Origin of the sequence: Altererythrobacter sp. TH136, assembly GCF_007065885.1 — a bacterium.
In the GTDB taxonomy this organism is placed as follows: domain Bacteria; phylum Pseudomonadota; class Alphaproteobacteria; order Sphingomonadales; family Sphingomonadaceae; genus Tsuneonella.
Map to the genome: position 1 here is coordinate 1571130 of NZ_CP041409.1, position 14520 is coordinate 1585649.

Here is a 14520-nt window from a genome sequence, read left to right on the forward strand (position 1 = left end):
ACATATATAAGCATTTGCTTATTTAGTAAGTCCTAATGGAAAAGCTCGTTCATCCCCCTCTCGATCTCGTCAGCTTCGAACGTCACGCGGCCGGAGTTGCCGATCTGTTGCGCGCGCTGGGAAACCGGCGGCGGCTGATGATCATGTGCAAGCTTGCCGAACACGGTGAGATGACTGTCGGCGCGCTGGCCGGAGAGGTCGGCCTGTCGCAGTCGGCGCTGTCGCAGCACCTGGCCCGCCTTCGCGACGAGGGACTGGTGGCGTTCCGGCGCGAGGCGCAGGCGGCGTGGTACCGCATAGCCGATCCGCGCTGCGAGGACCTGATGGCGACGCTGTACCGCCTGTACTGCTCAGACAAGGATTGATGCCATGACCTGCCAGACTTTGACCCCGGCCCAGGCGCGCGATGCGGTGGCACGCGGCGCCCGGCTGATCGACATCCGCAGCGCCGACGAATTCGCCCGGGTTCGCCTGCCGGGCGCCGAGAACCGCCCGCTCGACCAGCTCACGACCGTCACTCACGATGGACCGGTGGTGTTCCATTGCCGGTCGGGCATGCGCACGACGGCCAATAGCGACCGGCTGGCGGCCGCTGCACCGGGCGAGGCGTTTATAGTGGAAGGCGGTCTCGATGGCTGGCGCAAGGCCGGGCTTCCGGTCGAGGAGACCGCGGGCGCGCCGCTGGAGATCATGCGCCAGGTGCAGATCACCGCGGGCTTGCTGGTGCTGGCCGGCGTGATCCTCGGCCTCATCATCGCCCCGGCATGGTTGGCCCTGTAGGCCTTCGTCGGCGCGGGGCTGACCTTCGCGGGACTGACCGGCTGGTGCGGCATGGCAAACCTGCTCGCCATGATGCCGTGGAACCGGCGCTCTCCGGTCAAAGCCTGATCCGATGGACCCGGCGACCATCGGGCTCGCGCTGCTCAGCGGCGCGCTGATCGGGCTGGTCCTGGCGCTGGTCGGCGGCGGCGGATCGATCCTCGCGGTGCCGTTGCTGATCCACGTGGTCGGGGTGGACAGCCCTCATGCGGCGATCGGCACCGCCGCGGTCGCGGTCGCCCTGAATGCCGCGGCGGGGCTTGCCGGTCACGCACGCGCGGCCAACGTCAAGTGGCCCTGCGCGGTCGTGTTCGCGGGTGCGGGCATGATCGGCGCGGCGCTCGGCGCGGAACTCGGCAAGGCGATCGACGGCGATGCGCTGCTGGCGACGTTCGGCGCGCTGATGATCGTGGTCGGCGGGTTGATGCTGCGCGGCCGCAAGGGCGGCGCGAACCCCGACGTGCGGCTGTCAGCTGCCAGCGCCCGCCACCTCATGCCCCGGCTGGCAGGTTACGGCCTGGCGGTGGGATTGCTGGCGGGCTTTTTCGGCATCGGCGGCGGGTTCCTCATCGTCCCGGGCCTGATCGCGGCGACCGCGATGCCCATCGGGATCGCGGTCGGCACCTCGTTGGTGGTCGTCACCGCGCTCGACGCGACGACCGCCACATCGTATGCCCTGTCGGGTTATGTCGACTGGATACTGGTCGCCTGGCTGGTCGCCGGGGGGATCGCGGGCACCATCGCCGGGCGTATCGCGGGCAAGCGCCTGGCAGCCCGCAAGAACCTCCTTGATCGAGGCTTCGCCGCGGTGGTCATCGCAGTGGGCGCGTTCGTCACGGCCGGGGCGCTCTAGCGGTTCGGGACCGTGACTGCCCCCGAACACTTGTCGGCCTTCGCCTCGCCCTCGCCCCCCAGCATCGTCACCGCCAGGAACCCGGCGATGACCAGCGCCACGAACGCGGCGGTCACCGCGCCCAGGTACTTGTCGATGAAGCGCTTGATCGGCGCACCGAAGAACCGGAACAGCACCCCCACGATCATGAAGCTGATCGCGCGGCTGACCAGGCTGGCGGCCAGGAAAAGCGCCAGGTGCATGCCCATGAACCCGGCGGTGATCGTCAGCAGCTTGAACGGGATCGGCGTGGCGCCCTTGGCGACGAACAGCCAGAACCCGTATTCGTTGAGGTAGCAGACCGCGACCGGGAAGCTTTCCGTGAGGCCCAGCCAGTCGAGGATCTGCGTGCCCAGCGTGTCGTAAAGTCCCCAGCCGATCGCATAACCGAGCAGGCCGCCCAGCACCGAGGCGATCGTCGCCACCCCGGCAAAGCGCAGCGCCTTTTTGGGCTCGGCGAGGCACATCAGCCCCAGCAGCGGGTGCGGCGGGATCGGAAAGAAGCTCGCCTCCACGAACGCGAACATCGCCAGCCACCATACCGCGTGGCGATGCGCGGCCTTTTCCATCGTCCAGTTATACAGGCTGCGCAGCATGGGGGTCTCTCTTGCCCGAGTGTCGCGCGCCTCTAGGCGATGCGGCGAGATGGCACAATCGCGTCGACGTTAGAACCTATCTGGCACTTTATTGTTGACATCGTCACGCTCTTTGGTTAGTGACAAGGAACATCGCGATAGTGTGATTCGAACGGGCGGCCCTTCCAAGGGGACCGCCCGTTTAGCGTTGGGCTGCCGCGCGGGACGGGAATTTACGCACATGGCAACCGACAGCACCGGCAGACGGCTCTACAATGCGCCCAAGAACTGGCCGGACATTTTCCTCAACCATCTGGCGGAAACGTCGAACATCAGGGCGTCGGCCGATGCCGCCAACGTCAGCCAGACGATGGTGTACCAGAAGCGCCGGGCCGATCCGGAGTTCGCCCAGCGGTGGTACGCCGCGCTCGCCGAAGGGTACGACACGCTGGAGATGGAACTGCTCGAGCGGCTGCGCACCGGCCGCCTTGAGGACGAGCTGCCCGACGGGAGCAAGCGCAGGTTCGACATCGGCACCGCGTTCAAGTGCATTTCCGCTCACCGCGACACCGTCCTGCGCGAAAAGGCGCGCCGTTCGCTGTCGGACGAGGTCACCACGATGGCCTCGATCAACGCCAAGATCGACAAGATGCGCGCGCGGCAGGAACACGCAATCGAACTCGCCGCCAAGCGCGCCGGGATTGTCGTTCCCCAGCCTGAAGACGTGCAGGCCGGCGATGGAGCGTAACGCCCGCGGCAGCCGCGGCACCTGGTTCCGGCGGGCGGACGATGCCGGCCTGCAGGACCGGCTGGTGCTCGACAAGGAACTGAAGCCGCACGAGCTGGCCGCCCTGGGCAGCTGGCACTGGGAGATCTGGGCGCGCGACGAACAACTGCCGCCGCAGGGGCCGTGGCGGGTGTGGCTGATCTGCGCCGGGCGCGGGTTCGGCAAGACCCGCGCGGGCGCCGAATGGGTCCGCAACCTGGCCCGCCACGATCCCGCCGCGCGGATCGCGCTGGTCGGGGCGTCGCTGGGCGAAGTGCGCAGCGTGATGGTGGAAGGCGAAAGCGGCATCCTCGCCGCCTTGGGGGAAGCCGCAGCCCCGCCGTCGGACCCCGTGGAGGAGGGGGATTGCTGGCTCGTCGGCGCGGCGCCACAGGGGGCGTTTGCAGGACGCGCGGGAAGCATCGCCTGTTTTGCCGGCGGCGCATGGGTGTTTGCAGCGCCGCGCGATGGCATGCGCGCCTTCGACCGATCCACCGGGCAGCTGTTGCTGTTCCGAGACGCCTAGCGTCGCGAGCCCATCCCGGATCTGCCTTCGGGCGGAGCGACTGTCGATGTCGAGGCGCGCCTGGCGATCGGGGCGATTGTTGCCTTGTTGCAACGGTCCGCAATCCTTCCGTCGAACTGACGGGAACAGATATCAAAAAGGGGCGTTCGGGCGGAACCAGGAGGGCTAGAACACCTGATTATTAGATGGTTGAGACTAAACCGATGCGCAACTGCAACAGTTTGGCCTCAATGCCCGCTTGCCTCATCGGTGGGGAAAAGTTAGAAATCGGGCCGCTCGATGGCTCAAAATTCGCTAAAAAGGGGAATTACATAATGCGGAAACTCGTCATTGGCTTGGCTCTGGCATCTACTGCCATTGCGTCGCCTTCACTCGCGCGTGACGGTGCGTGGTACGTCGAACTCGACGGCGGTCCCATGATCGTCGAAGACATCGATCTCGACATCGGTGCTGCGCCGAACGCCGTTCGCGTCGACCACCACAAGGGTTACGACTTCGGCGGCATCGTCGGTTACGATTTCGGCTTCGTGCGGCTTGAGGCGGAAGGCAGCTACCGTGCGGCCGACATTTCGACTCTGACCGTCGGCAGCACTCCGATCGCAGCCGGACCGGGCCGCACGTTCACCAACACCTCCATCGGTTCGGACGGTGATTCGAGCGCGCTGAGCTTCATGGTCAATGCCTTGGCCGATTTCGGTCCGGACGATGGCCTTCAGGGCTTCGTCGGCGGCGGTGTCGGCGTTGCTCGCACCAAGTTCGACGGTGTCTCGGGCCAGCGCAGCGGCGCCGGCTTCCTCGACGATTCCGACAGCGGCTTCGCCTGGCAGCTTCTCGCTGGCGTTCGCGCTCCGCTGACCGAAACCATCGACGTTGGTCTGAAGTATCGCTTCTTCAACACCGCTGAACTCGACATGGTCGACAGCGCTGGCCGTGACGTAAGCGGCAAGTGGCGTTCGCACTCGCTGCTCGGCACCATCGGGTTCAACTTCGGCGGCGCTCCTGCCCCGATGCAGACCTGCTGGGATGGCACGCAGCTGCCGATGGATGCAACGTGCCCGGCTCGCCCGGCGCCCGTGACGCCTCCTCCGCCGCCGCCGCCGGCCGTGGTTACGCCGGTCTGCAACAAGGGCCCGTACATCGTGTTCTTCGAGTGGGACCGTTCGGACATCACTCCGGAAGCCGCGACCATCCTGAACAACGCTGCTTCGGCTTACGCCAACTGCGGTTCGGCTTCGGTCATGCTTGCCGGTCACGCGGACCGTTCGGGTTCGGCCCAGTACAACGTTGGCCTTTCGCAGCGTCGTGCCGCGACTGTCCGGTCGTATCTCTCGGGTCGTGGCGTTCCCGACACGCGGATCGCTACCGAAGCGTTCGGCGAGTCGCAGCCGCGCGTTCCCACCGCGGACGGCGTGCGCGAGCTTCAGAACCGTCGGGTGGAAGTCACCTACGGTCCGGGTTCGGGCATGTAAGCTTCGGCATCAGCCGAAAAGATTGGGGGGCCGGAGCAATCCGGCCCCTTTTTCGTTGGTTCCCTAAGCACAAGCGCAGGAGAATGGACGAATGGTCTCGCTCAAGGTTCTAGTCGCGAGAGCCGGTATGCTCGCTCTCGCAGGATGCAGCACAATAGCTGACCTCCCGCAGGAGGAACTCGCGCGCGCGTCCTTGACCACCGCCGATGGCCGCCCTGCCGGAACCGTGCGCGTGGTAGCCACCGGGAGCCAGGTGTCACTGCTGGCAGGAGCGACCGGAATCTCCCCCGGAACCCATGGCATCCACTTGCACACCACCGGCGCGTGTCGACGGCCCGACTTCACGTCAGCGGGCGGCCATCTAAATCCCCTGAACCGCGCGCATGGCTCGCTCGCGCCTGGCGGGCAGCATGTTGGCGACTTGCCCAACATCGTCGTGCAGGCGGGCGGCAGCGGGACGCTTACCGCCGATCTTGCGGGCACCCCCGATCAGGTGCGCGCATGGCTATTCGACAGTGACGGGACCGCCGTCGTGATCCACGCCGATCCCGACGACTATCGCACAGACCCGTCGGGCAACTCAGGCGGCCGCATCGCCTGCGGCGTCGTCACGCCGGGCTGATCGTATTCTCCCCCGCCGCCCCGGCACGCGCCAGCATGCCGGAAGCTGCGGCGGGAACGAGGCGGATTGCGACGATCAGGCATGCCAGGCCAACCGGCACTGCCCATAAGGTCGAGCGCACACCAAGCGAGATGTTCCCGCCGTTCGACGCCGAAACCCACCCTGCAAGGAACGGTCCCAAGGCCAGCCCGACAAGCGTAGTCGCCAGGAAGAACGTGGCCGTTGCCACTCCCCGCATGCGTGGGAGGACCAGCGACTGGCTGGTCGCCGCCGCTGCGCCCAATGCGCTCGCGGCGAAGAACTGAGACAACGCGGCGGTGACGTAAAATACGGTCTCGCTGGTCGTCGTGAACGTGATCCAGATCGCCGGGACCGGCGACAGCAGGCCGAACACGACCACGTACAGACGCCCTGCCGGATTGCGCACAAAGAGCCAATCGGCGATGCGCCCGCCTAGAACGACCCCGAGCAGCCCGGCAACCGCCGCGGGTGCGCCAACCAGCCAGCCCAGCTGGGTCTTCGGAATCGAGAAAGCGACCTCCCCATACGGCGCGGCGAAGAACGACGCCGCGTACGACACGAACGATACGGTACCGTAGCCGAGGATCGTAGCGAGGAATGCAGGCGACCCCCAGGTGAGACGATAGGTCGGCAAATCGCGCGCACGCTGCCCGCTCGCCCAGCTGAACACTGCGTAATAACCGACCCCTAGGAACAGCCACTGGTCGGAAACGGCGGGAATGATCTTGCCCGGTCCGGCGTAGACCCACCGCGTCAGCAGCACCGCCGCCACCGCAAAACCCGCAGCGGCGAGCAAGTTGAGGGCCAGCGCGGCCGGCCCGCGCCGCAACGCCCCGATCAAGGTGAATGGCGGGATGATCTGCACCAGTTCATCGAAGAACTCGCGAAACGGCGCGGGGTGTGGCGGAGTGGGGATGCCGTCGATCGCGCCGCGCGCGGGCTCTCGCAGCGTCAGCACCCACGCGGCCAGCAGCAAGCCGGGAAGACCAACGGCAATGAACGCGGCTTGCCAGCCGGCGAGGCCAAAGGGTCGGCTGCCCACGGGAAAGGCATCGTTCCAGCCTTCGACGATCAGGCCGCCGATGAGCAGTGACACCCCGCCCCCGATGTACAGGCCCGAAGAGTAGATCGCGAGCGCGGTGGCGCGCAGGCGAGCGGGAAACCAGTCGGAGATCAGCGAATAGGCCGATGGGCCGGCGGTCGCTTCACCGATGCCGACCCCGATCCGGGCCCCGGTCAGAACTCCCGCGTTTTTCGCAAACCCCGATACGGCGGTCATCAGCGACCAGAGGGCGAGGCCGATGCTCATCAACCGGACGCGGTGCCAGCTGTCGGCCAGCTTGCCGAGCGGGATACCGAACAGCGCGTAAAAGATCGCGAACGCCGTGCCGTAGAGGAAGCCCAGAAACGCGTCGTCGACCTTGAGGTCGACCTTGATGTCGTTGGCCAGGATCGAGAGGATCTGACGGTCGACGAAATTGAGCACGTAGATCAGCACCAGCACGCCGAGCGCGTACCAGCTGTAGGCCGGGACCGTGCTGTCGTCGGCCCCAACAGCGGCGGTTGCGTTCGGCTCGCTCAAGATGTCTCTCCCCCACACGGCCGGTTATTCGCCGGCATAATCGACCCTATCCATCAAACTCGCGTCCGCGAAGCCCTTTCGCCGCAGCCTGCAGCTGTCGCATGAGCCGCAGGCGTCTCCGGAGGGAGTGGGGTCATAACACGACCACGACAGCCCCCAATCGAGGCCAAGCCGATCGGCCTCACGCGCGATATCGGCCTTGCTCATGTGCTGGAGCGGAGCGTGGATGGTGAACGGACGCCCTTCGACGCCCTCCTTGGTGCCCAGTCGAGCGGTCTCGGCGAAGCTCGCGATGAATTCGGGGCGACAGTCCGGGTATCCCGAGTAATCGATCGCGTTGACGCCGATGAACACATCGTGCGCGCCGCTCGCTTCGGCGAAGGCGATGGTCAGCGCCAGGAACACTAGGTTGCGGGCAGGCACATAGGTTATCGGAATGTCGTCACCCACGCCCTGCTTGGGCACGGCAATATCGGCAGTCAGCGCCGAACCGCCGAACCGGCGCAGATCGAGCGGCAGGACCACATGGGCGTCCACGCCGAGCGCGGTAGCGATCGCCTCTGCTGACGACAGTTCGCGCCGGTGGCGCTGCCCGTAGTCGATCGTCAGAGCGTGGATGGCAAAGCCTTGCTCACGCGCAAGGCCGGCTGCCACCATCGAATCGAGCCCGCCCGACAGCAGGACCACCGCGTTCTTGTTGTGCAGGTTCATTCCGGGCCGCTAGTCGCAGCCGCACGGCTCTGCAACCGCTCAACGGCAGGCGCCGACCCTGCGCGCCTCGGCAGAAAACTGGAACGGCAGCCCATCGGCGATGCCCTGACTGTCGATCTGCACCAGGCTGGTTGTTTCCTGCCGCACGCTGGTGCGCCCGTAGCCATTCCCGCGGCAGGTGTATTGCACCGTCACCACTTTCGCGCCGTCTTCCACTACGAACCGGCTGCACCCGCTTTGCCCGTGCTGAAGCTGGATCAGTTCAAGCCCGGTGCGCACGCATACGCGGCGCGCCGGCGCGCCGTCCCGGAAACGAACTTCCCACTGCCCATCGTTAAGCGCGCTCAACATCGCCAGGGAAGGCGCTTGTGCAATCGCGGGCGTGATCAAGCCGCTGGCATAGACGATCCCCGCGGCGATCGCGGCGGATCGCAGACCGGTCACGGTCTTCAGTCGCATCGAAAAAACTCCATCATGCGCCCGAGAGTTTGCCGACTCGCGCAGTTCTATCACAGAACCGCATCTGCGTTAAGACGTTCCGCCGCATCGACGAACCGTTGGCCCTGCGCAGGCGCGAGATCGATCGGAAACGCGCGCGAGCAGAACGCGCAGTCCACCACGATGACCCCGTTCTCGTCTCGCATAGCTAGCTGCTCGTCCTCGGGAAAGCGCGAAAGGACGGCGCGATAGTGTTCAGTCGAACAGCGGCATCCGCGGGACACGCGTGCGCCCACCTCGACGCGCACCTGTTGCTCTTCATGGAACAACCGCCAGACAAGCGCCTCGAGCGACAGATTGCGGTCGATCAGTTCGTCGTGCCGGGTGCTGCCGGCGAGTACGGCGACGTGTTCCCACTCAGGATGGTCCAGCCGGACGTGCAGCCGCTCGCGCCCTTCCTCGCCCTCTGCCAGATGCTGCACCAGCAGGCCGCCAGCGACCGTGCCCGCAGTCCCCGCACGCACCGCGGTGCGAATCAGCGTCGGCAGTTGTTCGGACTGACTGAAGTAGCTTTCGACCGCTTCGCCCAGCGTCGCTCCTTCAAGCGGAACGATCCCCTGATACCGACCGCCGGCCTTAGGCAAATCGAAGGTAACCGCGAGATAGCCCTTCCCGAACAGGGCGGTGAGCGACGGGTTGGCGCCCAGTGCGTCCAGGCGTTCGGCATCGAAATCGACATAGCCGCGCAGGCTTCCACCCTGCCAGTCGCAGACGAGCAATCGCACAACGCCGCCGTCGGTCTGGGCCTGCATCGTCAGCTGGCCGCCGTCGCCGTCCTCGCCACCGTCCTTGAGCAGGCCTCCGACAAGCGTGGTGATCACCAGCGCTTCGGCCAGCAAGTGCGTGATCGCGGGTGGATAGGCGTGCGCGGACAGGATTTCCTGCAGCGCGCCATCGAGACGAACCGCCCGTCCGCGCGCGTGGCGCGACGGGATCGAGAAGCCGAGCAGCTGATCGGCGAACGTTTCCGGGGCTTCAGTCATCGCCGCCATATGGGGGCGGTCAGCCGCGGCGCAATCCGTAGCCCTACAGCTTGCCCGCACACCATAGCAGGACGGACTTCTGCGCGTGGATGCGGTTCTCGGCCTCGTCGAACACCACCGAAGCGGGTCCTTCGAACACGTCGGCCGACACTTCCTCGCCGACATGCGCGGGCAGGCAGTGGAGGAATCTCGCATCGGCCTTGGCGCTGGCCATCAGCGCGGAGTTGACCTGATACGGCGTCATCGCGGCAAGCTTGTCCGCCGCTGAAGCCTGCCCCATCGACACCCAAGTGTCGGTCACCACGACGTCAGCCCCGCGCGCGGCCTCGGCGGGATCGCGCGTGAGGGTGATCACCGCGCCTGCCGCGCGGGCCTGTTCGATGAACGCATTGTCCGGGTCGTAGCCTTCCGGCGTACCCACCCTGACGTTGAACCCGACCAGTCCCGCCGCCTCCAGTATCGAGTGCAGCACGTTGTTGCCGTCGCCCAGCCAGGCGAGCTCCAGACCGCCGAGTGGCTTGCCCTGCTCCTCGATGGTGAGAAGATCGGCCATGATCTGGCATGGGTGCGACCGGTCGGTGAGCCCGTTGATCACCGGCACGGAGGCGTGGCGGGCCAGCTCCTCGATCTTGGCATGGTCATCGGTGCGGATCATGATCGCATCGACCATCCGGCTCAACACCCGCGCAGTGTCCGCCAGCGACTCGCCGCGGCCGAGTTGGGTCGTGCCGGAATCGAGGATCAGCGCGCTGCCGCCCAGCTGGCGCATCGCCATGTCAAAACTGACGCGCGTGCGGGTGGAGTTCTTCTCGAAGATCATCGCCAGCACGTGACCGGCGAGCGGGGCATCGGCGTCAGCCCTGCCCTTCGCCCACCCTGCCCGGGCAGCCTTGCGCGCGTGCGCATCGGCCAGCATCGTTCCGATCGCATCCGCCCCGGCATCGCTTAGGTCGAGCAAGTGCCGCACGGTCATCAGGCGGCGGCTTGCGGCGGCTGATAGCTCGCCGCGCCAGCAGAGAGCTTCTCGAAGAATTCGTCGAACTCCTCTTCCCCTGCCACCAGCGGCGGGAGAATGCGCAGCGTGTTGTCGCCGGCCGCCACGGTCAGCAATTGGTGGCGATCGCGCAGGTGCATGTAGAACGGGCGGCTTTCGACCTTCATCCGCAGGCCGAGCATCAGCCCCCTGCCTCGCACGCAGTCGAACAGTTCGGGATAGTTGCCGATGAATTGTTCGAGCCGGCCGCGCAGCCGCTCCCCTTTCTCCCGTACCTCGGCGAGGAAAGCCTCGTCACCCACGACATCCAGCACCGCGTTGCCTGCCGCCATGGCCAGCGGATTGCCGCCATAGGTGGACCCGTGGCTGCCGATGACCATTCCGCGCGCGGCCTTCTCGGTCGCCAGGCACGCGCCCAGCGGGAAACCGCCGCCTATGCCCTTCGCGGTGGCAAGGATATCGGGTTCGATGCCATACTGCTCGTAGGCGTAGAGCGTGCCTGCACGGGCCACGCCGCACTGCACCTCGTCGAGGACCAGCATCAGATCGTTGTCGTCCGCCAGCTTGCGCAAGCCCTGCAGAAACGCGTTGGACGCTGGGCGGATGCCGCCCTCGCCCTGGATCGGTTCGACCAGGAACCCGGCGGTGTGCGGGCCCATCAAAGCCTTGGCGCTCTCCAGGTCGTCGAACTCGGCGTATTTGAACCCGGCGAGCAGCGGCAGGAAGCCCTTGTGCATCTTGTCCTGATTGGACGCGCTGATCGTCGCCATCGTGCGGCCATGGAACGCGTTCTTGAAGGTGATGAGTTCGTACTTGTCATCGTTGCCGACGTGCTGGTGATACGCGCGCGCGGTCTTGATCGCGCACTCGACCGCCTCGGCGCCTGAGTTGGTGAAGAACACCGTGTCGGCAAAGGTAAGGTCGACCAGCCGCTGCGCCAGCGCCTCGCCCTGCGGGCTGCCATAGAGGTTCGACACGTGCATCAGCGTTGCCGCCTGGCGCTGGATCGCGCCGATCAGACCTTCGTGGCTGTGGCCTAGCAGGTTGACCGCGATGCCGCTGGCGAAGTCGAGATAGCGGGTGCCGTCCTCGTCGATCAGGTGGCAGTGCTCGCCGCGCACGGGGCGCACACCGCTCCGGGGGTAAACGGGCATCAGCGGGGTGATCGACATCGCGTGGGCGTTCCTTCGATTGAGCAAGCGAAACGACAAATGGCGGCCCCGCCGCTGTGGTGGGGGCCGCCATTTGCACCGTTAGAGGTGGGCGCGATCCTGGTCAAACGACCAGGGGTCCGCCGACGATCAGCCCTGTACGGGCACCAGGTTGACCGCCGAGTGCTTGCCTCGTCGATCGACCTCGAGATCGAATTCGTACTTCTCGCCTTCGTTGAGGCCCGAGAGGCCCGAACGTTCGACCGCGCTGATGTGCACGAAGGCGTCCGGCTGGCCGTCGTCGCGCACCAGGAAGCCGAAGCCCTTCATCGAATTGAAGAACTTGACCGTGCCGGTCGCCTTTTCGCCGGTCAACTCGCGCCGCGGGGCACCTGCGCCCGCGCCGCCACCGAAACCGCCGCGATCGCCGCCCCGGTCGCCGCCACGGTCACCGCGGTCTTCGCGCGGCGGACCACGGTCCGTCACCGGAACGACATCGCCGACGATCTGGAGGTCCTGCGCGGAGATCTTGCCGCCGCGATCGACCAGGTTGAACGCCAATTCCTGGCCCTCGCCAAGACCGGCAAGCCCGGCCCGCTCGACTGCGCTGATGTGCACGAACACATCCTCGCCGCCGCCTTCCTGGGCCACGAAGCCGAAGCCTTTCTGGCTGTTGAAGAACTTTACGGTGCCCTTACCGGTGCCGACGACCTGCGGAGGCATCCGGTTGCCGCCGCCAAAGCCGCCACCACCGCCACCGCCGCCGCCGCCGCCGCCGAAGCTGCGACCACCGCCGCCACCGCCGCCGAAGCCGCCGCTGCGCTGGCCGCCGCCGAAGCCGCCGCGGTCTCCGCCGCCATAGCTGCTGCCACCGCCGCCGAAGCCGCCCCGATCACCGCCGCCGAAACCGCCCCGGTCTCCGCCGCCGAAATCACCGCCGCCACCGCCGCCGAACGGATCGAAGCTGTCTTCGCCAAACCCGTCGCGCTTGTCCTTGCCGCGGCGCCGCCCTTTATCATAACCCATGTCTTGAAACGTACCTTCGCCTGCCTCGCCGCCCGTTTCGCCTATACCCGGCAGGCGCGGACGGAGCGCGCCGGGCCGGATCGGGCGGCTACCAAGGCGGCCGACCTCCCCGTCGATCAAGCGGTCTGCATAGCGCAAGAGTCTCTCTCACGCGAACATTTTAACCGCGCGCCGCCCCGATGCCGCATAATTGTGTCAATTCGGCCAAACCGCGACGCTTGCGCAGAGCCCGGCCTGCCGCCATGAACCCAATCCATGGACCTGATGGCACTACTCTCCGACCCGGCCGCTTGGCTGGCCCTGCTGACCCTGATCGCGCTCGAAGTCGTGCTCGGGATCGACAACCTCATCTTCATCGCGATCCTGTCGAACAAGTTGCCGGAGCATCTGCAGTCCAAGGCGCGCCGGATCGGCCTGGCGCTGGCGCTGATCATGCGCATCGGGTTGCTGATGCTGATCGGCTGGCTGGTGACGCTCACCCAGCCACTGTTCGATCTGGGCCTGGTCGGCGCCGCGAACGAATACGGCGAGGCGACCTTCGAAACCGCGTTCTCCGGGCGCGACCTGATCCTCCTGGCGGGCGGACTGTTCCTGCTGTGGAAGGCGACCAAGGAAATCCACCACTCGATGGAGCCGGAAGACAACTCGGGCGACCTCCTCGACAAGACGCCGGGGATCGCCACGGCCGCCAAGGCGACGTTCGGTGCCGTAATCATCCAGATCATCGCCATCGACCTCGTGTTCTCGGTCGATTCGATCCTGACCGCCGTGGGCATGACGGACGAAGTGCCGATCATGGTGACCGCGGTGGTGATCACCGTCGCCATCATGATGGTCGCCGCCGACCCGCTCGCCCGGTTCATCGAACACAATCCGACCCTGGTCATGCTGGCGCTCGCGTTCCTGGTGATGATCGGTCTGGTGCTGATCGCCGACGGGTTCGGCTTCCACGTTCCCAAGGGGTACATCTACGCTGCCATGGGCTTCTCGGTCGGTGTCGAGATGCTCAATATATTTCAGCGGCGCCGGCGTGAGCGGAAGGCACGGGCATGAGCCAGTTCCGCCGCCTGTCCGACAAGATGCTCGCCAGCCCCCAGATCACCGTCGCCGATGTGGCCGCGGCCAAGGAACAGGGCGTGAAGCTGATCGTCAACAACCGCCCCGAAGGCGAAGGTGACGACCAGACGCCTGGTGCCGAGATCAAGGCTGCCGCGCTGACAGCCGGCATCGATTACCTGGAAATCCCGATCACTCACGCTGGCTTCAGCCATCCGCAGGTCGCGCAACTGGCCGAAGCCCTCGAGCGGGCAGACGGCACCGTACTGGGCTACTGCCGTTCAGGCACCCGCTCCACCTTGCTGTGGGCTCTGGCACGCGCGAGCCTTGGCGACGATCCCGGAACGCTGGCCGCGGCAGCCGCCGAAGCCGGCTATGACGTCTCCCCGGTGCGCCCCGCAATGGACGCTCTTGCCGCCCGGCGATGAGCGGCCAACTGCTGCAGTTCGGCGGCTCGCTGCTGGCGATCCTCGCACTCGCCTGGCTGGCGCACCGACTGGGCCTCGGCGGTGACACCCGCATCCGCGACGAGGCGCACTTGCGCGAACTCGCCGAGGAGGCGCTGTGCGGTTTCGATCCCGTCGAGATCGCGCTGGACCGGGCGGGAGTGGGCGGGCTCGCCCGCAACGCGCAAGGGCGCGTCATGCTGCTGCGGCGACACGGAGCACACTTTGCTTCGCGGTTGCTCGACAACCACCTCCACGTCCGGCTTGACCGCCATCTGCTTGAAGTCGGTACCGGCGAACGGCGCTTTGATCGCGTGATACTGGATCTCGGAGATCAGGCTCCGGCTTGGGCTGCGAGCCTGAGGCGGCTATAAGGGCGTTCT

At 66.4% G+C, this 14520-nt stretch carries 18 protein-coding genes and 1 pseudogene; 11 read left to right on the forward strand and 8 right to left on the reverse strand.

Annotated features, from left to right (window positions below):
* Window positions 1–35 precede the first annotated feature (35 nt).
* From C0V74_RS07590 to C0V74_RS07600, 3 genes are all read left to right on the forward strand, one after another.
* On the forward strand, window positions 36–365 hold the full coding sequence (locus C0V74_RS07590) for a metalloregulator ArsR/SmtB family transcription factor (protein ID WP_143251257.1): 330 nt from the start codon (window positions 36–38) through the stop codon (window positions 363–365).
* A gap of 4 nt (window positions 366–369) precedes the next feature.
* The gene (locus tag C0V74_RS07595) at window positions 370–780 is read left to right on the forward strand and encodes a rhodanese-like domain-containing protein (protein WP_349236004.1); all 411 of its coding nucleotides are present in this window, start codon (window positions 370–372) and stop codon (window positions 778–780) included.
* A 112-nt stretch (window positions 781–892) separates the two neighbouring features.
* Complete coding sequence (locus tag C0V74_RS07600; RefSeq protein ID WP_143251258.1) at window positions 893–1672, forward strand: sulfite exporter TauE/SafE family protein; 780 nt, start codon at window positions 893–895, stop codon at window positions 1670–1672.
* Here C0V74_RS07600 and C0V74_RS07605 read toward each other — a convergent pair.
* Entirely contained in the window at window positions 1669–2307 is a 639-nt protein-coding gene (locus tag C0V74_RS07605; protein ID WP_131622884.1) for a YqaA family protein, read from the reverse strand. The two genes, C0V74_RS07600 and C0V74_RS07605, sit on opposite strands and share 4 nt — an antisense overlap.
* Window positions 2308–2527: 220 nt before the next feature.
* Here C0V74_RS07605 and C0V74_RS07610 point away from each other — a divergent pair, with 220 nt between their 5' ends.
* The 5 genes and pseudogenes from C0V74_RS07610 to C0V74_RS07625 all read left to right on the forward strand — a co-directional run bounded on the left by C0V74_RS07610 (window position 2528) and on the right by C0V74_RS07625 (window position 5669).
* A complete protein-coding gene (locus tag C0V74_RS07610) occupies window positions 2528–3034 on the forward strand; it encodes a hypothetical protein (RefSeq protein WP_143251259.1) in 507 nt (168 codons plus the stop codon).
* Window positions 3024–3368: pseudogene (locus C0V74_RS13155) on the forward strand (ATP-binding protein); the annotation flags it as partial. The gene C0V74_RS07610 and the pseudogene C0V74_RS13155, both read left to right, overlap by 11 nt.
* Window positions 3342–3578, forward strand: a complete 237-nt coding sequence (locus C0V74_RS13160) for a DUF2793 domain-containing protein (RefSeq protein ID WP_282595944.1) — start codon at window positions 3342–3344, stop codon at window positions 3576–3578. The pseudogene C0V74_RS13155 and the gene C0V74_RS13160, both read left to right, overlap by 27 nt.
* Window positions 3579–3892: 314 nt before the next feature.
* Window positions 3893–5047: an OmpA family protein gene (locus tag C0V74_RS07620; RefSeq protein WP_131622888.1), complete on the forward strand. Its 1155-nt coding sequence runs from the start codon at window positions 3893–3895 to the stop codon at window positions 5045–5047.
* Between the two features lie 193 nt (window positions 5048–5240).
* A complete protein-coding gene (locus C0V74_RS07625) occupies window positions 5241–5669 on the forward strand; it encodes a superoxide dismutase family protein (protein WP_246844796.1) in 429 nt (142 codons plus the stop codon).
* Here C0V74_RS07625 and C0V74_RS07630 read toward each other — a convergent pair.
* The 7 genes from C0V74_RS07630 to C0V74_RS13270 all read right to left on the reverse strand — a co-directional run bounded on the left by C0V74_RS07630 (window position 5656) and on the right by C0V74_RS13270 (window position 12635).
* Window positions 5656–7272 (reverse strand): MFS transporter, encoded by a 1617-nt coding sequence (locus C0V74_RS07630; RefSeq protein WP_143251261.1) that lies wholly within the window; start codon window positions 7270–7272, stop codon window positions 5656–5658. The two genes, C0V74_RS07625 and C0V74_RS07630, sit on opposite strands and share 14 nt — an antisense overlap.
* Window positions 7273–7296: 24 nt before the next feature.
* On the reverse strand, window positions 7297–7983 hold the full coding sequence (gene queC, locus C0V74_RS07635; RefSeq protein WP_143251262.1) for a 7-cyano-7-deazaguanine synthase QueC: 687 nt from the start codon (window positions 7981–7983) through the stop codon (window positions 7297–7299).
* A 39-nt stretch (window positions 7984–8022) separates the two neighbouring features.
* Window positions 8023–8442 carry a hypothetical protein gene (locus C0V74_RS07640; RefSeq protein ID WP_168194183.1) on the reverse strand — a complete coding sequence of 140 codons (420 nt, stop codon included), beginning with the start codon at window positions 8440–8442 and terminating at the stop codon, window positions 8023–8025.
* Between the two features lie 50 nt (window positions 8443–8492).
* Window positions 8493–9464, reverse strand: coding sequence for an Hsp33 family molecular chaperone HslO (locus C0V74_RS07645; protein ID WP_143251263.1), 972 nt, complete (start codon window positions 9462–9464; stop codon window positions 8493–8495).
* Between the two features lie 43 nt (window positions 9465–9507).
* A complete protein-coding gene (gene argF / locus C0V74_RS07650) occupies window positions 9508–10437 on the reverse strand; it encodes an ornithine carbamoyltransferase (RefSeq protein WP_143251264.1) in 930 nt (309 codons plus the stop codon).
* Window positions 10437–11630, reverse strand: a complete 1194-nt coding sequence (locus C0V74_RS07655; RefSeq protein WP_143251265.1) for an aspartate aminotransferase family protein — start codon at window positions 11628–11630, stop codon at window positions 10437–10439. The genes argF and C0V74_RS07655 overlap by 1 nt, the downstream gene beginning before the upstream one ends.
* A gap of 129 nt (window positions 11631–11759) precedes the next feature.
* Window positions 11760–12635, reverse strand: a complete 876-nt coding sequence (locus C0V74_RS13270; RefSeq protein ID WP_131623089.1) for a cold-shock protein — start codon at window positions 12633–12635, stop codon at window positions 11760–11762.
* 255 nt (window positions 12636–12890) lie between these two features.
* Between C0V74_RS13270 and C0V74_RS07665 the strand changes: the two genes are divergently transcribed.
* Genes C0V74_RS07665 through C0V74_RS07675 form a run of 3 tightly spaced genes read left to right on the forward strand, consistent with a single transcriptional unit; the run spans window position 12891 to window position 14511 of the window.
* Window positions 12891–13688, forward strand: coding sequence for a TerC family protein (locus C0V74_RS07665; protein WP_143251266.1), 798 nt, complete (start codon window positions 12891–12893; stop codon window positions 13686–13688).
* Window positions 13685–14119, forward strand: coding sequence for a TIGR01244 family sulfur transferase (locus C0V74_RS07670; RefSeq protein WP_143251267.1), 435 nt, complete (start codon window positions 13685–13687; stop codon window positions 14117–14119). Before C0V74_RS07665 ends, C0V74_RS07670 begins: the two co-directional genes overlap by 4 nt.
* On the forward strand, window positions 14116–14511 hold the full coding sequence (locus C0V74_RS07675) for a hypothetical protein (protein WP_143251268.1): 396 nt from the start codon (window positions 14116–14118) through the stop codon (window positions 14509–14511). Before C0V74_RS07670 ends, C0V74_RS07675 begins: the two co-directional genes overlap by 4 nt.
* The last annotated feature ends 9 nt before the right edge of the window (window positions 14512–14520 follow it).

Coding starts and splice junctions, on each gene's coding strand:
- argF (WP_143251264.1), bottom strand. CDS start 10,437: ATGACCGTGCGGCACTTGCTCGACCTAAGCGATGCCGGGGCGGATGCG.
- C0V74_RS07655 (WP_143251265.1), bottom strand. CDS start 11,630: ATGTCGATCACCCCGCTGATGCCCGTTTACCCCCGGAGCGGTGTGCGC.
- queC (WP_143251262.1), bottom strand. CDS start 7,983: ATGAACCTGCACAACAAGAACGCGGTGGTCCTGCTGTCGGGCGGGCTC.
- C0V74_RS07670 (WP_143251267.1), top strand. CDS start 13,685: ATGAGCCAGTTCCGCCGCCTGTCCGACAAGATGCTCGCCAGCCCCCAG.
- C0V74_RS13270 (WP_131623089.1), bottom strand. CDS start 12,635: ATGGGTTATGATAAAGGGCGGCGCCGCGGCAAGGACAAGCGCGACGGG.
- C0V74_RS07675 (WP_143251268.1), top strand. CDS start 14,116: ATGAGCGGCCAACTGCTGCAGTTCGGCGGCTCGCTGCTGGCGATCCTC.
- C0V74_RS07605 (WP_131622884.1), bottom strand. CDS start 2,307: ATGCTGCGCAGCCTGTATAACTGGACGATGGAAAAGGCCGCGCATCGC.
- C0V74_RS07595 (WP_349236004.1), top strand. CDS start 370: ATGACCTGCCAGACTTTGACCCCGGCCCAGGCGCGCGATGCGGTGGCA.
- C0V74_RS07610 (WP_143251259.1), top strand. CDS start 2,528: ATGGCAACCGACAGCACCGGCAGACGGCTCTACAATGCGCCCAAGAAC.
- C0V74_RS07590 (WP_143251257.1), top strand. CDS start 36: ATGGAAAAGCTCGTTCATCCCCCTCTCGATCTCGTCAGCTTCGAACGT.
- C0V74_RS07620 (WP_131622888.1), top strand. CDS start 3,893: ATGCGGAAACTCGTCATTGGCTTGGCTCTGGCATCTACTGCCATTGCG.
- C0V74_RS07640 (WP_168194183.1), bottom strand. CDS start 8,442: ATGCGACTGAAGACCGTGACCGGTCTGCGATCCGCCGCGATCGCCGCG.
- C0V74_RS07645 (WP_143251263.1), bottom strand. CDS start 9,464: ATGACTGAAGCCCCGGAAACGTTCGCCGATCAGCTGCTCGGCTTCTCG.
- C0V74_RS07600 (WP_143251258.1), top strand. CDS start 893: ATGGACCCGGCGACCATCGGGCTCGCGCTGCTCAGCGGCGCGCTGATC.
- C0V74_RS07665 (WP_143251266.1), top strand. CDS start 12,891: ATGGACCTGATGGCACTACTCTCCGACCCGGCCGCTTGGCTGGCCCTG.